13 protein-coding genes and 1 tRNA gene are annotated in these 16,218 nt (G+C 55.7%); 12 read left to right on the forward strand and 2 right to left on the reverse strand.

Annotated features, from left to right (window positions below):
- The 11 genes from KUL77_RS07695 to KUL77_RS07745 form a co-directional block, all read left to right on the forward strand.
- On the forward strand, positions 1 to 199 hold a 199-nt coding region (locus KUL77_RS07695), incomplete at its 5' end, for a type VI secretion system contractile sheath small subunit (protein ID WP_297145329.1).
- A 2-nt stretch (positions 200 to 201) separates the two neighbouring features.
- Positions 202 to 1,689 (forward strand): type VI secretion system contractile sheath large subunit, encoded by a 1,488-nt coding sequence (gene tssC, locus KUL77_RS07700; RefSeq protein WP_297145332.1) that lies wholly within the window; start codon positions 202 to 204, stop codon positions 1,687 to 1,689.
- Between the two features lie 177 nt (positions 1,690 to 1,866).
- The gene (locus tag KUL77_RS07705; protein ID WP_297145335.1) at positions 1,867 to 2,364 is read left to right on the forward strand and encodes a type VI secretion system tube protein Hcp; all 498 of its coding nucleotides are present in this window, start codon (positions 1,867 to 1,869) and stop codon (positions 2,362 to 2,364) included.
- A gap of 113 nt (positions 2,365 to 2,477) precedes the next feature.
- Positions 2,478 to 2,969: a type VI secretion system baseplate subunit TssE gene (gene tssE / locus KUL77_RS07710; protein WP_297145338.1), complete on the forward strand. Its 492-nt coding sequence runs from the start codon at positions 2,478 to 2,480 to the stop codon at positions 2,967 to 2,969.
- Complete coding sequence (gene tssF / locus KUL77_RS07715; protein ID WP_297145341.1) at positions 2,969 to 4,804, forward strand: type VI secretion system baseplate subunit TssF; 1,836 nt, start codon at positions 2,969 to 2,971, stop codon at positions 4,802 to 4,804. Before tssE ends, tssF begins: the two co-directional genes overlap by 1 nt.
- A complete protein-coding gene (gene tssG, locus KUL77_RS07720; protein WP_297145344.1) occupies positions 4,768 to 5,859 on the forward strand; it encodes a type VI secretion system baseplate subunit TssG in 1,092 nt (363 codons plus the stop codon). The genes tssF and tssG overlap by 37 nt, the downstream gene beginning before the upstream one ends.
- Before the next feature lie 30 nt (positions 5,860 to 5,889).
- Positions 5,890 to 8,613, forward strand: a complete 2,724-nt coding sequence (gene tssH / locus KUL77_RS07725) for a type VI secretion system ATPase TssH (protein ID WP_297145348.1) — start codon at positions 5,890 to 5,892, stop codon at positions 8,611 to 8,613.
- Positions 8,614 to 8,636: 23 nt separating this feature from the next.
- Positions 8,637 to 8,987, forward strand: coding sequence for a hypothetical protein (locus KUL77_RS07730; protein WP_297145352.1), 351 nt, complete (start codon positions 8,637 to 8,639; stop codon positions 8,985 to 8,987).
- A gap of 48 nt (positions 8,988 to 9,035) precedes the next feature.
- The gene (locus KUL77_RS07735; protein ID WP_297145355.1) at positions 9,036 to 11,951 is read left to right on the forward strand and encodes a type VI secretion system Vgr family protein; all 2,916 of its coding nucleotides are present in this window, start codon (positions 9,036 to 9,038) and stop codon (positions 11,949 to 11,951) included.
- A 120-nt stretch (positions 11,952 to 12,071) separates the two neighbouring features.
- The gene (locus KUL77_RS07740; RefSeq protein ID WP_297145358.1) at positions 12,072 to 13,418 is read left to right on the forward strand and encodes a hypothetical protein; all 1,347 of its coding nucleotides are present in this window, start codon (positions 12,072 to 12,074) and stop codon (positions 13,416 to 13,418) included.
- Between the two features lie 3 nt (positions 13,419 to 13,421).
- Positions 13,422 to 14,408: a hypothetical protein gene (locus KUL77_RS07745; RefSeq protein WP_297145359.1), complete on the forward strand. Its 987-nt coding sequence runs from the start codon at positions 13,422 to 13,424 to the stop codon at positions 14,406 to 14,408.
- 161 nt (positions 14,409 to 14,569) lie between these two features.
- Here KUL77_RS07745 and KUL77_RS07750 read toward each other — a convergent pair.
- Positions 14,570 to 14,654 (reverse strand) — tRNA-Leu (locus KUL77_RS07750).
- A gap of 94 nt (positions 14,655 to 14,748) precedes the next feature.
- On the opposite strand from KUL77_RS07750, the gene KUL77_RS07755 reads away from it, so the two are divergent.
- Positions 14,749 to 15,156: a DUF6165 family protein gene (locus tag KUL77_RS07755; RefSeq protein WP_297145362.1), complete on the forward strand. Its 408-nt coding sequence runs from the start codon at positions 14,749 to 14,751 to the stop codon at positions 15,154 to 15,156.
- Here KUL77_RS07755 and KUL77_RS07760 read toward each other — a convergent pair whose 3' ends face one another.
- The gene (locus KUL77_RS07760; RefSeq protein WP_297145365.1) at positions 15,157 to 16,209 is read right to left on the reverse strand and encodes a glycosyltransferase family 9 protein; all 1,053 of its coding nucleotides are present in this window, start codon (positions 16,207 to 16,209) and stop codon (positions 15,157 to 15,159) included.
- Positions 16,210 to 16,218: the final 9 nt, after the last annotated feature.

Below are 16,218 nucleotides of genomic sequence, written 5' to 3' on the forward strand. Positions count from 1 at the left end.
GTTCAAGTCGATGGATGATTTTACGCCCGACGCACTCGTGCAACAGGTGGAACCGCTGCGCCGCTTGCTTGAGGCACGTACTAAGCTGGCCGATCTGCGCAACAAGATTGCAGGGAACGAGAAGCTAGAAGACCTACTGAATGATGTCCTCAATAACACCGAGCAGCTTAAGCAGCTTGGCGCAGAGCAGGAGGCTTGAGCATGTCAGCAGAAGCATTAGCCGTTGCTGCTCCGGTAGCTGAAAACGAAGGGTTTGACCTGCTTGATTCGATTGTTGAAAAAAGCAAGGTCGCCGGGTCGAAATCCGAGCATGCGCGTGCAAAGGATATTATTTCGGCGCTTGCACAAGAGGTTCTTCAGGGCAGTGTCGTTGTCTCAGAAAACCTTGGTCTAACGCTGGATACGCGCATTGCTGAAATCGATCGGATGCTCTCGGAGCAGCTGAGCGCCATCATGCATGCGAAAGAGTTTCAGCAGCTAGAGGGCAGTTGGCGCGGGTTGCAGTACCTGTGTCAGCAAACGTCCACCGGCGTAAATATGAAGATCAAGCTCTTCAATGCGCCGAAAAAAGACTTGGTGAAAGACTTCAAGTCTGCGATCGACTTTGACCAAAGTGCATTGTTCAAGAAGGTGTATGAAGAGGAATTCGGCACATTTGGTGGCGCGCCCTTCGGTGCTCTGATTGGCGATTTTCAAGTGGGCCGCCAGCCTGAAGATATGTACTTCATTGAGCAGATGTCGCATGTGGCGGCAGCAGCGCATGCGCCGTTTATTGCGGCGGCAAATGAAAGCATGTTCGGATTGGAGAGCTTTACCGACTTAGGTAAGCCGCGTGATCTCGCCAAGGTGTTTGACACCGTTGAGTACGCAAAATGGAAGTCGTTCCGCGATAGCGAAGACAGTCGTTATGTTGGGCTCACCATGCCACGCTTCTTGGGCCGTCTTCCTTACAACCCGATCGAAGGCATTACCGCAGAAACGTTCAATTTCGTTGAGGACGTAGAGGCGGCTGACCACAGCAAATTCCTGTGGTGCAACAGTGCTTACGCAATGGGCGCGCGGTTAACCCAGGCCTTCGAAAATTTTGGCTGGTGTGCGGCTATTCGGGGCGTTGAAGGTGGCGGTTTGGTGGAAGATCTGCCGACGCATACCTTCCGCACCGACGATGGTGAGGTGGCGCTGAAGTGCCCAACTGAGATTGCCATTACCGACCGCCGTGAAAAAGAGTTGAGCGATCTTGGCTTTATTCCGTTGGTGCACTGCAAGAACACCGACTATGCGGCCTTCTTTGGTGCGCAGTCTGCGCAGAAAGCGAAGAAGTACAACACCGATTCGGCCAATGCCAATGCGTTGTTATCGGCACAGCTGCAATACATGTTTGCAGTGTCGCGTATTGCGCACTACCTCAAAGCCATGATGCGGGAAAAGATCGGCAGCTTTGCATCGGCGGGCAATGTTGAAGAATTTTTGAATCGTTGGATTGCGCAATACGTTCTGTTGGATGACAACGCCACACAGGAGGCAAAAGCGCAATTTCCGCTGCGTGAGGCCTCTGTTCAAGTAGCCGAGGTTCCCGGTAAGCCAGGTGTATACCGCGCTGTAGCCTTTATTCGTCCACATTTTCAGTTGGATGAGCTCTCTGTATCGCTGCGCTTAGTTGCAGAGCTTCCAGCGGGAACGAAGAAGTAATCAGGGGATGTTGTAGCTGTCGAAGTAGTTGTTGAAGTTGAAGTACCTGTAGTTGCAATTGTGTTGTTCGTGGATCTTCCCCGGTAGCCCAAAGTGCTTCCGGATGGAGGGTCTTGCCCATCGCTGGGAACCCCCAGCACTCAATCTCACGGAAGAACGGAACTTAGGAGACCAGATATGCAGCACGCTTTTCTTACTATCGACACCATCAAGGGCGAATCGCACGACGATAAGCACCCAGAGTGGATTGAAATCCAAACTTTTTCGCAAGACCTTCTGCAGCCGCGCTCGGCAACGGCTTCCACCTCTGGTGGTGCAACCGCTGCACGCGTAAACCTGTCGCCGATCGAAATCACCAAGAATATTGATATTGCTTCCACCGCACTGAATCAGGCGGCTGCAAATGGCACCACCTTCCCGAAAGCCCGCATTGAATTCATGCGCGCTGATAAAGATGGTAATGCCATTAACTACTACCTTGTTGAGCTGATGAATGTGCTCGTTCATCGCGTCACCACCACGGTAGACAAGGAAGGCATGCCGATGGAAACGGTGCAGTTGAGCTTTGGTGCCATCAAGTGGACCTATCAGCAGCAGAAGCCGGAAGGCGGTGCTGGTGGTATGACGGTTGCGCAGTGGAGCGCCACCAAGAATATCCCGAACTACGTGGTCTAAGTGCAGTACGGCTGCGGCGGCACGGTACCGGTCATGCCGCCGCGGTTTTTATCCTGCGCGCCAGTGCTGCGATGTGGGCGGATCAACGTTAATGACTAATCGAAGTGGCCGCGATGATAAAAGGGTTCGAGCCTAGCTTGTTTGAAAAGCTATTTGACGATGCGCCTAAAAGCGCGACGCTAGGCCCTGTGTATAAAACGCTGTCGCTCGAGCATTACAAAGAATCCATCGCGCGTGACTTAGAGGGGTTATTAAATTCACGTGCAGCATTTCAAGAAGAAGACGTGCAGCAGTTTCCGAACTGCAAGCAGTCGCTTATGACCTACGGGCTAGCAGATTTTTCAGCGATGAGTCTTGCTAATGCGCAAGACCGCGCAGCCATTTGTCGGTCGCTTGAGCACGCTGTTTCGCGCCATGAGCGCCGCCTCAAGGAGGTCAGTGTGCAGTTGGATGCGGGAAATCAATTTGCAGGCGGGCTGCACTTCACCATTCGTGCTTTGCTTAATCTTGAGCCTGCGCAGGAGCCTGTCAGCTTTGATGCAATGCTGCAGCCTACGACGCTGCAGTATCAAGTAAGCCGCGCGCGGCGGATGTTGACCAGCTAATGCAAGACTTGCTTCCTTACTATGAGCGCGAGCTGGCCTATTTGCGCCGTTATGGGCAAGAGTTTGCTGAGCGCTATCCAAAAATCGCAGGGCGCTTGCAGCTGTCTTCCGAGGGGAGCCAAGACCCACACGTTGAGCGCCTAATTGAAGCGTTTTCGCTGCTGAGTGCACGTGTTTCCAAGCGTATCGAAGACGACTTCCCCGAGTTCACAGATACGTTACTTGATGTGCTCTACCCGCACTATTTGCGCCCGTTTCCGTCGTGTTCCATCGCATGTTTTGATATGGAAGGTGTTGCGGCAAGGCTCAGCGCGCCGGTGACTGTGCCGCGCGGAAGTCTTCTGCAAACGCGCCCTGTGCGCGGCGTTCCTTGTGAGTTTCGTACGGCCTATGATGTCGATTTGGCACCGATTCGTGTGCAATCGGCTGGCTATCAAGCAATTGCACAAACGCCGATGGCGGTATCTCTTCCGGCAGGCAGTGGTGGGCAGATTTCCATTGGGTTTGAACTTCTCTCCGACCAAGCCCATTTTTCCCAGTTGGAGCAAAAACCGTTACGGGTGTTTTTAGATGGTGAGCCATCCATTCGTGCCACGCTTCGCGATGCAATGTTGTTGGGGGTGAAGGCCGCTTACGTCGAGGTAGATGGAAGTGGCCGCTGGCGCAAGCTCAATGCCCTACCCATTGCACCGGTGGGCTTTAGTGATGCAGAGGCATTGATCGATTTCCCCGAGCGTTCGCATTCGGCGTATCGCCTGCTGACAGAGCTATTCGCATTTCCAGAAAAGTTTGGTTTTGTGGATTTTGATCTAAAGGAGCTTACGGCAGGTGCGCTCCGCTGCTTCACGGTGCATCTTATTTTGCGCTCAACGGGTGCGGAGCGCGGCAGCCTGCAGGTACTTGAAGAAATGGGGCCGCAGCATTTGCGGCTTGGTTGCACTCCAGTGGTCAACTTATTCAAGCTCAATGCTGACCCGATTCGCTTAACCCAGCGAACGGTGAATTATCCGGTGGTGGCAGACTCAAGGCGTGCGTATGCCTATGAAGTGCATTCCATAGATTCTGTGCATCGAATCCGCAAGACGCCTAATGGCGATGAGATTCATGCGTTTCAGCCGTTCCACTCATTGCATCACGGGGAAGATCCGGAGCGGTCTGGGCATTATTGGGTTGCGCGCCGCGATGACGACGTGGCACGGCAAAGCCCAGGGTTTGAAATGGAAATCAGCTTCGTTGACCTTGCATTTAACCCAGTCCAACCACAAACCGATGTGGTGAGCCTGGAAGTGACGTGCAGTAACCGTGATCTTCCGCATCAGTTACCGTTTGGTGCGCAATCGGGTGACCTCAGTATGGAGGGCGGCAGTCCTGCACGGCTTATCTCACTGTTACGTAAACCCACGCGGTCACAGCGTTTTCGGCGTGGCCGAGGCTCGCAGTGGCGGTTGATATCACACCTTTCATTGAATCAGCTCTCACTCACCGCAAGTGGGCTTCCTGCGCTGAAGGAAATGCTGCGTTTGTATGATCTATCGGGGAGCAGTGTTTCTGCGCGTCAAATCGACGGCATCGTGGCACTAGAGCAATGCCCAAGCACCGTCTGGATGCAGGGCGCGCACTTCTCATCTTTGGTGCGAGGAATTGAAATTCGCATCACGATCGATGTGGCTCATTTTGTCGGTACGGGTGTTGCGGTGTTTGCGCAAGTGCTGGACCATTTTTTTGCACTGTATGTGCATGCCAATAGCTTTACGCAGCTGGTGCTTCTATCCAGTGATAACGGTGAGGAGATTGTCCGATGCCAAGCGCGCAGCGGCGAATCGATCCTAGCGTAGCGCAGCAGCTGCTGACGCAGCCGCATCGTTTTCAGTTTTTCCAGGCCATGCGCATTCTGGAGCAGATCTTTCATCGTCAAGAATCATCGGTAGGGCAGGCGATTCCACAGCGCGTGCGGTTTCGTAACACGCTATCGCTTGGTTTTCCAGCCAGCGAGCTTGCTCCGGAAACCGAGGTCTATGCCGAAGGTGGGCAGCGTCTGCGCGAAGAACATGCAATCGATGCCGCACTGCAGGCGCGTGCAGTGCAGGCGGTTCATCTGACGCCTCAGTTTATGGGGTTCTTAGGGGTGTCTGGTGCGCTCCCTTTGCACTATACGGAAACACTGCAGCAACGTGAGCAGTACCAGCGTGATCGCACGGCGCGTGCATTTTTAGACATTTTTTCTACGCGCATGGTGTCGCTGCACTATGCCGCATGGAAGAAACATCGCTTAGCGCTGCAGTACGAGTTAGACCGACGGGAGCGGTTTTTGCCGCTGCTGCTAGCGCTTTCTGGCCTTGGGATGGAAGAGCTGCGTGATCGCTTGCAAGATGGGCATGGCGATGTATTTGATCAGGCGGTTGCCTATTACGCAGGTGCTGTTCGGCAGCGGCCTGTGTCGGCGGTTCTCATGCAGCGCATCCTGTCCGATTACTTTCAGGCCAAGATGCAGATCGAGCAGTTTGTGGGCGCGTGGTATCGCGTTCCAAAAACGCAAACAACACGGCTTGGTCAGGCCAATGCGGTACTAGGCGCAAGTGCGTTATCCGGTGAGCGCGTATGGCAACGCGATTTACGCCTGCGCATTCGTATTGGTCCGTTGAAACGAAGCCAGTTCGCACAATTTCTGCCGGGCGCAAGCGCCGCGTTGGCACTGGCCAAGTGGCTAACCCTGCTTACTGGGGTAACTTTAGAGTACGAGGTTCGGCTTTTGCTGCGTGCCGAAGACGTGCAGGGATGTTCGCTCAGTGAGGCGCAGGGTGTTCGGCTGGGGTGGGATAGCTACCTGTGCACAACGCCGCAGGAAACGCCGCGTGAAGATACGGTTTATGGCATTCACACATTGCATTGATTGCATACGCAAGGAGCAGTTGTTTTTTGTATGAGCATCAACTTGAAAACATTGATCAGCAAGTTAGACGATACCTGCCGTAAAGCGGCCGAGCGCGCGGCGAATCTGTGCATGACGCGTGGCAATTATGAGGTGGATCTCGAACACCTGTTTCTTGCACTTTTAGAGCAGCCGCAGTCTGATTTTGTGCTTATCGCGCGCCGTAGTGGTATTGATCCAGAAGCCCTTGCGCATGACCTGAGTCATGAGATCAATCAATTCAAAACAGGCAATACCCGCACACCGGTATTTTCCGTACACCTGCCAAAATTATTTGAGCATGCGTGGTTGATTGCTTCACTAGATTCTGAAACTACGCGCATTCGCAGCGGTCACTTGCTGCTCGCACTTTTAACTGAGCAGGACTTAGCGCAGCTGGCGTATCGGGGTTCTAAACTGTTTGCGCGCTTCAAGCGTGAAGCACTCAAGCACGATTTTGTGAAATTGACCGAAGGCTCGCAGGAGGCTGCCCAGTCTCTACGGTTTGCCGATGCGGGCGCTGCGCAAGAAGCGCAAGAAGACGGCGGGGTGCTATCTCCCGGTCTTTCTAAAACACCTGCCTTAGATCAGTTTACGAGCAACTTAACCCAGCGTGCGCGCGAAGGGAACATTGACCCTGTGATAGGGCGTGATACCGAGATCCGCCAGCTGATCGACATCCTACTGCGGCGCCGGCAGAACAACCCCATTCTTACGGGGGAAGCCGGTGTAGGTAAAACGGCGGTAGTTGAAGGCTTGGCGCAAATGATCGCCGCGCAAGACGTACCCGAAGTGCTGCAAGGCGTTGAGCTGCACGTACTGGATATGGGACTGCTGCAGGCCGGTGCTAGCGTGAAGGGTGAGTTTGAAAACCGCCTGAAGAACGTCATTGATGAGGTGAAAAAAAGCCCGCACCCCATCATTTTATTTATTGACGAAGCCCACACCATGATCGGCGCGGGGGGGAGTGCTGGGCAAAACGATGCGGCGAACTTACTCAAACCTGCACTTGCCCGAGGGGAGCTGCGCACGATTGCCGCAACCACATGGGGCGAGTACAAAAAATATTTTGAAAAAGATGCGGCCTTGGCGCGGCGCTTCCAAGTGGTAAAAGTGGAAGAACCCACCGAAGAGCTTGCCGCCGCCATGCTGCGCGGCATGGTGGGGCTGATGGAATCGCACTTTGGTATTCGCGTGCTTGATGAAGCGATTACCGAAGCGGTGCGTCTGTCGCATCGTTATATCAGCGGCCGCCAGCTACCGGATAAGGCCGTGAGTGTGTTGGATACGGCGTGTGCAAAAGTGGCGCTTGGCCAGAGTGCAACGCCTGCGATTATTGATGACACTCGTAAGTATCAGTTGCGTCTTCAGGCAGAAATTGAAGCCCTTCAGCGTGAGAGCGCAACGGGGAGCCAATCGCATTTGGAACGTTTGGCCGAACTGCATACCAAACAGCTCGAAGCGCAGGCCATACTGGCCAGCAACGAGAAGCGCTTGGTGCAAGAACGCTCATTGGCGGAAAGGATTTCAGCGCTACGTCAACAGCTAGAAATGCAGGAGCCGGAGCTTGAAGTCGTTGAGTCTTCGGCAGCCATTTCAAGCAAGCGTAGTAAAGCAGGGAAGCAGAAACACCCTGAACTATCGCCAGAGCAGCAAACGTTTGACGCGCTGCAAGCAGAACTGCGCACGCTGCAAGGCGAAACGCCTATGGTGCCGCTGCAGGTCGATGGCATGGTTGTGGCAGAGATCGTTTCGGCGTGGACAGGCGTTCCCCTTGGGCGCATGGTGAAGGACGAATTGCGCACTGTGCGCACCTTGACAGAAACCATTAAAGAGCGCGTCATTGGCCAAGATCACGCATTAGAAGCCATTGCACAGCGCGTGCGTACCGCCACCGCCAAGTTAGAAGACCCGAATAAACCGCGCGGCGTGTTCTTGTTTGCCGGCCCATCGGGCGTTGGCAAAACCGAAACCGCGCTTGCGCTTGCGGATATTTTGTACGGTGGTGAGCGCAAGCTCATTACCATCAATATGAGTGAGTACCAAGAAGCGCATAGTGTGTCGGGGTTGAAAGGTTCTCCACCCGGCTATGTTGGCTATGGCGAGGGTGGCGTACTGACTGAAGCCGTGCGCCGTAACCCGTATAGCGTGGTGTTGCTGGATGAGGTCGAAAAAGCCCACCCCGATGTGCTGGAAATGTTTTTCCAAGTCTTTGATAAGGGCGTGATGGACGACGCAGAAGGGCGTGAGATCGACTTTCGCAATACGCTGATCATCCTTACTTCAAATGTCGGTTCTGCACAGATCATGCAGGCGGCACTAAACAAGCCAGAAGCAGAGATTCCGAATGCTGACGTTCTTGCGGAGATGCTGCGTCCTGTGCTGGTACGGCACTTCAAGCCGGCTTTTTTAGGTCGGCTGAAGGTAGTGCCTTATTACCCCATTAGCGACACCGTGTTGGCGCAAATCATTGATCTCAAACTCAGTCGTATTCGTGCGCGCATTCAGGCCAACCACAAGGCGCGTTTTGAGTGGACAGAAAGCGTAGTGGATGCCGTACTGGCGCGCTGTACCGAGGTGGATTCGGGTGCCCGCAATGTCGACCATATTTTGAACGGAACGCTACTGCCAGAGGTGGCCGATAGCGTGCTTGCCGCAATGGCCGAAGGCAATGCCATTAGCGCCGTCAAAGTTAACGCCAATAAAAAAGGCGAATTCAAATACAACGTGCTTTAACAACAACAAAAGGAGCGAGAGCGATGGAATATTTTGGAGTAGAGCGCGCCCAGGTATTGGCGCATTGCAGCAGCGTCACACAAGGCCTTGAGCGTGAGCTGGATCATGTGCGCGGCTGGAACCGCCTGCAGCCAGAACATGTGCTTGATCTTTTAGAGTCTGCTATTCCTTCCGTGCGCCGCGAAGCGCGCGAGCTGGCGGTGCAGCTTGCCCGTGCACCGTGGCGGATTCATATGGAAACCGCAGCACTGGACCGCCCAAAACTAGCCAGCAATCTTCGCGAAGTGCAGATCGGTTCTGCAGGGCGCGACTATCGTCTGTGCATCAGCGAAGGTGCGCGCCTGCGTTTAGAAAACATTGTGCAAGTGGGTTAATTCACAACGCGAACAACGGCGGTATGTCACTGCGCTGCAGAGGTGATCATGGAAGGAATCAATAGCCTGCTGGCGCAGCTAGCAGGGCCGGTGCACGCGCAGCGCAGCCTGCGGCTGCATACGAGCTTAGGCGCTGAAGTACTTGTTGCAGAAACTCTGAGCGGTATTGAGCAGGTCGATGGGCTGGGCTTCCAGTGGGAGATCGGCGCGTTGTCTGTCGATGCCGGGCTCGACCTTGCTCCGCTAGTTGGCCAAGCGGCACTGCTACAACTGCAGCAGGCCGACGGCAGTTTGCGTCCTTTTCATGGGCGCATCACGTCGGCAGAGTGTGTGGGCAGCAATGGCGGCCTTGCCCGCTATCAGCTGCGCCTACAGCCGTGGCTAGCGTTTTTATCGCAGCGGGTAGATAGCTATGTCTTTCTTGATAAAACTGTTGTCGAGATCATTGAAGATATTTTTGCCGACTACGGCGCGCTTACACCCGCGTGGCGTTGGGCGGTTAAAGACGCCAGCCGTTTTGCCACGCGCAGCCTAACGACACAGTACCAAGAAACGGATCTCGCCTTTGTTCAGCGATTGCTGGCAGAGGAGGGGGTTTATACGTGGTTTGAGCACGAAGGTGAGGCCGAGGGCGCCAATTTTGGCCAGCACACACTGGTGCTGACCGACCACCATGCCGACATTAAAACGCTAGGCCGCGTGCGTTTTCATCGAGGCGATGCCACAGAACGCAGCGATACCGTGCAGCATTGGGAAGACGCGCACACATGGCGCGTGAGCCAACTGCAACGCAGCACATGGGACTATCGAAGCACGCGCCGCATGCAGGCCTCTGCGCAGGCGGGTGAAGGAGATGGTTTTGGCATTTGCGATACCGATACCTGCGGCCCCTATGGCTGGCAAACGGATGCGCGTGGCCAAGGGCGTGCGCAGCAGCATTTAGAAGCGCAGCGCGTCGAAGCGCATCTATTTGAAGGGCGCGGGCAGTGGCGCGCGCTCGCACCGGGGGCGCAGTTCACACTGGATCAACACCCACAGGTAGAGCGTGATACGCCGTTTATGTGCCTCTCGGTGCGTCACCAAGCGCGCAACAATTTGGAGGCTGATGTATTCGATGCGGTGGAGCAACTACTTGGCCCAGCCAGTGTTGCCCCGGCCACTCTTTCCGCACAGCTGGTCGGCTTGTCGAACACTGCCGCATTGGCAAGCCCAGCCACTACATTTTACGACAACCAATTTACCTGCCTGCCGTTAGCACGCGCCTACCGCCCACAGACCACGGATGCAGCGGGGCGCTATCTGCATCCGAAACCGCGCATTCAAGGTGCACTTAGCGCGATTGTGGTGAGCGACGGCGGCCCCATCCTTACCGATCGCGATCATCGCATCAAAGTGCAGTTTCCGTGGCAGCGCGGCGGTGATGCCAGTCATGCGCTAGCGCACCCCGGCGGTGACGATAACGCCCCGGCCAATCAAGACGCTTGGACGTGGGTGCGCGTACTCACGCCGTGGGCAGGTGACAACTGGGGCGGTGTGGTTTTGCCGCGCAAGGGGCAAGAAGTATTAGTGGCCTTTCTTGAAGGCGATATTGATCGCCCGGTGCTGGTGGGCGCGCAATACAACGGGCGCGGGCAGCAGGATGCGCAGCACAACCAAGTGGCTGGCGGGCGCGCCACGGCCACCGGCAACGCCGCCGCGTGGTTTGAAGGCAATCAACACGCTGCGGTGTATACCGGCATCAAAACCCAAGCATTGGCGCAAAGCCAAGATGGCAGCGGGGGGTATCAACAGTTACGTTTTGACGACACTCCCGAGCAAGGCCGCACCCAGCTTTCCACCACCCAAGAGAGCACAACGCTGACGCTGGGGCATCTTAAAGGCGGGCAAGACAACGTGCGCGAAGGCGAACGCGGCTATGGAGTGGAACTGGCCAGCCACGCCTATGGCGGCCTGCGCGCGGGGCAGGGGCTGCTACTCACCACCGAGCCCGGTAGCCCGCAACTGGCCATTCCCAGTGGCATGAGCCAACTGGAGCAGGCCAATAGCCTGCTGCAAACGCTGGCCGAAAGCGCCAAAACCCAGCGTGCCCAACTACCCGAAGACCCGGACGCATTGCCCGCCGATAAAGAACAGCAGCGCCTGCGCAATACCCTTGCCAGCACATGGCGCAGCGGTAAAACCGCCATCCCCGGCGGCGATGGGCAAACCCTTGGCTGGAGCGCCCCACATCTAGTGGGCAGCGGGCAGGCCGGTGTGCTGAGTCAAACACCTGCAGATCAAACTTGGATCTCAGGGACCGACACCGTGCTTACCGCCACCTCCATCAATTGGATGACGCAAGGCAGTCTCAGCATCAGTGCCGCCGACGGGCTGGTGCTTTATACCGTGGGCGGAAAAGCACCCAAAGACAGCCCCAACCAAGAACGCGGCATCGCCCTGCACGCCGCACAAAACAAAGTCAGTGCCCGCGCCCATAAAAACATCGCTCGTCTTGCGGCCAAAACCCAAGTGCGCGTGGCCAGCACCGAAGCCGATATTGAAATCAACGCCCCCAGCAAACACTTCCTCGCCACCGCAACTGGAGCCTACATCAAGATTGAAGGCGACAACATCGAACTGGGCGCACCGGGAACGATTGAGTTCAAGGCGGCGAGGAAAGAGTGGATGGGGGCGGCTTCGATGAGCGTGGAGAAACCGTTCCTACCGACGGGTGAATGGACGAATTGGATCGAAATCAGCCACCGTGATTTCGATGATGAGCCTTTTGCCGGGCAGGCCTACAAAATTTTCTTCGAAGATGGGACTGTGATTTCCGGGAAGTTGGATGACAACGGACAGGCCAGCCATGAAGGTGTGCCGAAAAATGCTAAGCGCGTTGAATACGAATTCCCGGAGCCTCTGGAAGATAAACCTTGGGAACCGTGGAAGAGCGTCATTGCAGCTGCGCGCAGAAAACTGGGTTAAGGATAGGCCATGGATTGGGACGAACTTGAAAATGCACTGGCTTGGTTTAAATCAGCGCCAGGGGAATGGGTATCTAGTGGCAAGCAGAAGCTCAGTGCGGCCGCACAGTGGATTTGGGAGGTGCTGCAAGGCGACTTCGCAGAAGAACAATCTACCGCGCAGGTCATTACGGGTACGGTGATATCCTTGATTCCGGGCGTCGATCAGCTCTGTGACGTGCGCGATCTGATTGCCAGTTGCCGAAAGGTCTATGAAGACACTACGAATAAGTGGGCTTGGGTGCTGCTGTGTGTGACCCTAATCGGCTGTATCCCGGAATTTGGCTCGTTGTTCAAAGGTTGCTTCAAGGTGCTGTCGGCCTATGGCCGTAAGGCGTTCGTGCACGCAGGTACGGGCGCTTTTGACTCGAATTTATGGAAGGTTAGTGCGCCCTTCGTCGAGTCTGGTATCCGTAAATTAAACGAATTTATGGCGCGTCCGGAAGTGCGCAAAGCGATCAAGGCGGCAAAGTGGTTCAATCCTTACAAAGAGCTGGCAAAACTGGTGCGTAAGCTCAGTGGCAGCCTGACGGCCAGCAAGCTAGTGGGGCAATTTGACAGGCTCATCGCCGTGTTCCGCGATTTTGCCGGCATGATCAAAAAATGGGGCACCTCCGCCATGGGCGAGGATGTTGTGCACCTGTTAGGCAAGGTCATGCACGTTCGCAATTTGGCTCACGCGAAGCTAGCTGAAGTTCTGGCGCCGGTGCAGAACTGGCTGAACCGTTTGGCCAAGCGGTTGGAGCTGGAAGCGGAGATGAAATATCCCGCGCACACAGACACACTCAACCCGCATCATTTCAGGCGCTTGAGCAACGATGCCGAAGAAGTTGGCAAGTTTGAGAAGAAGCGGCCCGCTTGGGTGGATAAGGGGAAAGGGAAGTTCAATGCCAGGCGCGCTGCGCCAAAGCAAAAAGCAGGCTTCCCAGATATCGGCGACTCCGCACCAAAACCCTTAAATGCCGCCTATGCCAGCTTTCACGGCACGATTAATGATGTGACGTACCCTCCAGGTACGGTGCTCTATCGCATTGTGGACCCCGCATCAGCCGATAATAGCCATTGCTGGATGACCAAGGCCGAGTTCGATAAGCTGCGTAGCAAGGCCGACTGGCGACGCAACTTCGCGGTCAAGGCCCATTGGAACGCCAATGGCGAATATGTCACCTACACCGTGCCGCCGGGAAAGCCATTGAAGGCATGGGAGGGGCAAGTAGCTTCGCAAAATTATCTGGATGCCAATAAAAAGCCTCTTTATTCACTGCAGGGCGGTGCGCGGCAGATCGTGCTCGATCCAAATCACCTCGACCCCAAACACATAAGCAAACGCCATTCTACAGGTTGGGGCTACAGCAACTTTGGCGAGGGTGTCGATCTGGTCGGCGTCCCCGTACTCACTAACCATTGGTATACCCCGGACAAGAAATAAGCCATGTCGACACCTTTGATACCTCAAGAAATCTATCTACTAGAACGCTACAGTAGCAAAGAGTATTTTTTGCCGGTACGCGATGGCTGGGAGGCCGTTGTGCGCCATGTGGAGCGTTGCTTGCAATTGTTCATGGAACAGCTACCACCGGATTACCGTAGCCGCAGGTTGCAGTTTCAGCCAGATATCGTCTGGGGGGAGCGCGTATTGCCGAACTTTCGTAGTACCCTCGATGACCTATTCAGCGCCTACATCCGAGTGACGCATGGCGACTTACAGATGCTGGGTGCGGCTTCTCAGGTCAGAAGCGACAACCGTGGTGCGGCCGAATTTTCGTCGGCATGGATGGATGAACCATCAGTGGCGCGTGTGATCCCGGACGCAGACCGGAAATACGATGAACTCTTGAGGGCTGCAATGGCGCATACCGGGAACATTGAGTTCACGATTCGAGCACAATGGGCGGCCACGGAACTCACGACGCGCTATCACGAAAGTCGCGGCCCGCTCAATCCGCCGGAACGCTGGCCACGTTATCGGCTCAATCCTGCCGTTCAGGTCAAGACGGGTGATCCTGTGCCGCAGACCGGCATTTACCTGCCGGATGTAGATCAGGGGTGCGCCACGCTGCTAATTAAGGACGACGAGGCCCTAGAAGCTGAGGTGCTGATCCGCATACATGAGAGTTTTGATGAGGATGGAGTCAAGTATGACGAGTACGCCCTCACCGAGCGGCGCCCCACCCACTGGACACTCGTCGAACGCGTACCCGGCGAGTTCGTGGATGACCCACTTGCTGACTTGCTTCAAGGGGATTCTGCGTCAGCTCGCATTGAGCGCGTACCCGCTGGTCAGCCTTGCCCACGCACGGGCTGGTGGTACACCCCAGCCAAATTGGACTCACGCCGTCGGTTTGTGGAAGGCGAGGTGTTTCCGGCAATCGAGAGCAGTGATTATGGTGCGACGTTTTGGTTGTGGTCGCAGGAGTAGGTTTAATTCAAGAATAGTCAGTCGCGCGGTGGCGGGAAGACAGACAGTTTCTGTCTCCGCGGGCTGCAGGAAACACTGCTTGATGGCCGCCTCAGGTGTGTGTTTATAAAAAACAAAACCCCGCTTGAGGGCGGGGTTTTAGAGTTTGCCACCTAAATGCATGGTGCCCAGGAGAGGACTCGAACCTCCACGGTTTTACCCGCTAGTACCTGAAACTAGTGCGTCTACCAATTCCGCCACCTGGGCCGGTGGTGAGCCGCGCATTTTCCGGATATTTGGCGTATTTGTCAACACTTTTTTACACGATGTACACTGAGCCATTCTTTCAACGGTGTTGGCTATGTCTGAAATCCAAGTGCCTGTGTCTTTTGGTGAGCTGCTCGACAAGATCGCCATCCTTCAGATCAAGTCTGAGCGCATGAGCGACCCGGCAAAGCTCGTTAATGTGCGTAACGAGCTCTCTGCGCTTGATGCAACATGGGCCGCGCATCCAGCCTCGCAGCAGGATATCGCTGCGCTACGTGCGGAGCTGAAGGCGGTTAACGAGCGCCTATGGGTGATCGAAGACGACATCCGTCTAAAGGAAAAAGCGCAGGCGTTTGACGACGGCTTTATTCAGCTGGCGCGCTCGGTGTATTTTCAAAACGATATCCGCGCGCGAGTGAAGAAAGACATCAACCTCGCGCTGGGTTCGGCGTATGTGGAAGAAAAGTCATATCAGGACTACGGCACCGGAACAGGGGCCTGATCAGCTGTTATCGGAACGGTAGCGTTCGAAGGCGGCGATGGCGTCGTCCACGGTGATGAGGTCCATCACGCCTTCGGCTTCGATCTTCGTACCCCATTTCATCGCGCTACCGGGCTTACCTCGGTATTTATGCGCCGCGTCGTCGTAGCGATCCACGCAGTAGCGGCGGTCGGAATACGGGCCGCTGCGATGCGGATTGGTCGCAGCATGTAGGCCCAATACCTTGGTGCCCATGGCGTTGGCGATGTGCATGGGGCCAGAGTCGGGTGTTACTAGTAGATCGGCGCGGGCAAGTAGGGCGGGGAGCTGCTTGAGTGTGTCTTTGCCGATGAGGTCGAGGGGCTGCGCGCGTGTACTCATGGCAGCCAGTATCGCGTCGCCGGTATGGCGCTCCAATTCACTACGCCCGCCGCACAGCACAATGCGCCAGCCCTGTGCAGTGGCGTGGTCGGCGAGGGCTGCATAGCGTTCGGCGCGCCAGTTGCGCAGGGCGTGGCTGGAGCAAGGGGAAATCATCAGCGTTTTGCGGCCATCGTCTGCCCATTGTGCGTGCGCCCAAGCGTGGGCGTCATCAGGAACGGGGAGATTCCAGATAACGCTCTCACGGGTCAGGCCAAGCGGCTCGCAGAAGCTGCCAATCGCGTCGAGCACGTGGATACCGGGGCGGTCAGGGATGCGTTCGTTAATGAAAAGGCCGTGGCCCTCTTTGCTGCGCGAGCGGTCGTAGCCAACGCGGCGCCGCGCTGGGATAAAAGCAGATAGCAGATTGGCGCGTGCCGATACCTGCAACTGTAAAAGCGCATCGAAGCGCTGACCCAACTCCCGGCGTAGTGCGCGCATGCCGGCAAGCCCAGTCTTTTTGTCGTATTCCACAAAGCGCACGCCGGGTAAGCCAGCCAGCAGGCGGTGCTCACCTTTACCAATCACCCAGGTAAGTTCAACGCCGGGGAAGCCCTGCTGCAAGGTATGGATCAGCGGCAATACATGAGTGACGTCGCCAAGTGCGGATAGGCGAAGCAGGCAAATGGAACGGGGGGGCTGGGAATTTTTCACGTGATTGCT

The sequence above is a fragment of the Thermomonas sp. genome, from assembly GCF_019104945.1.
In the GTDB taxonomy this organism is placed as follows: Bacteria; Pseudomonadota; Gammaproteobacteria; order Xanthomonadales; family Xanthomonadaceae; genus Thermomonas.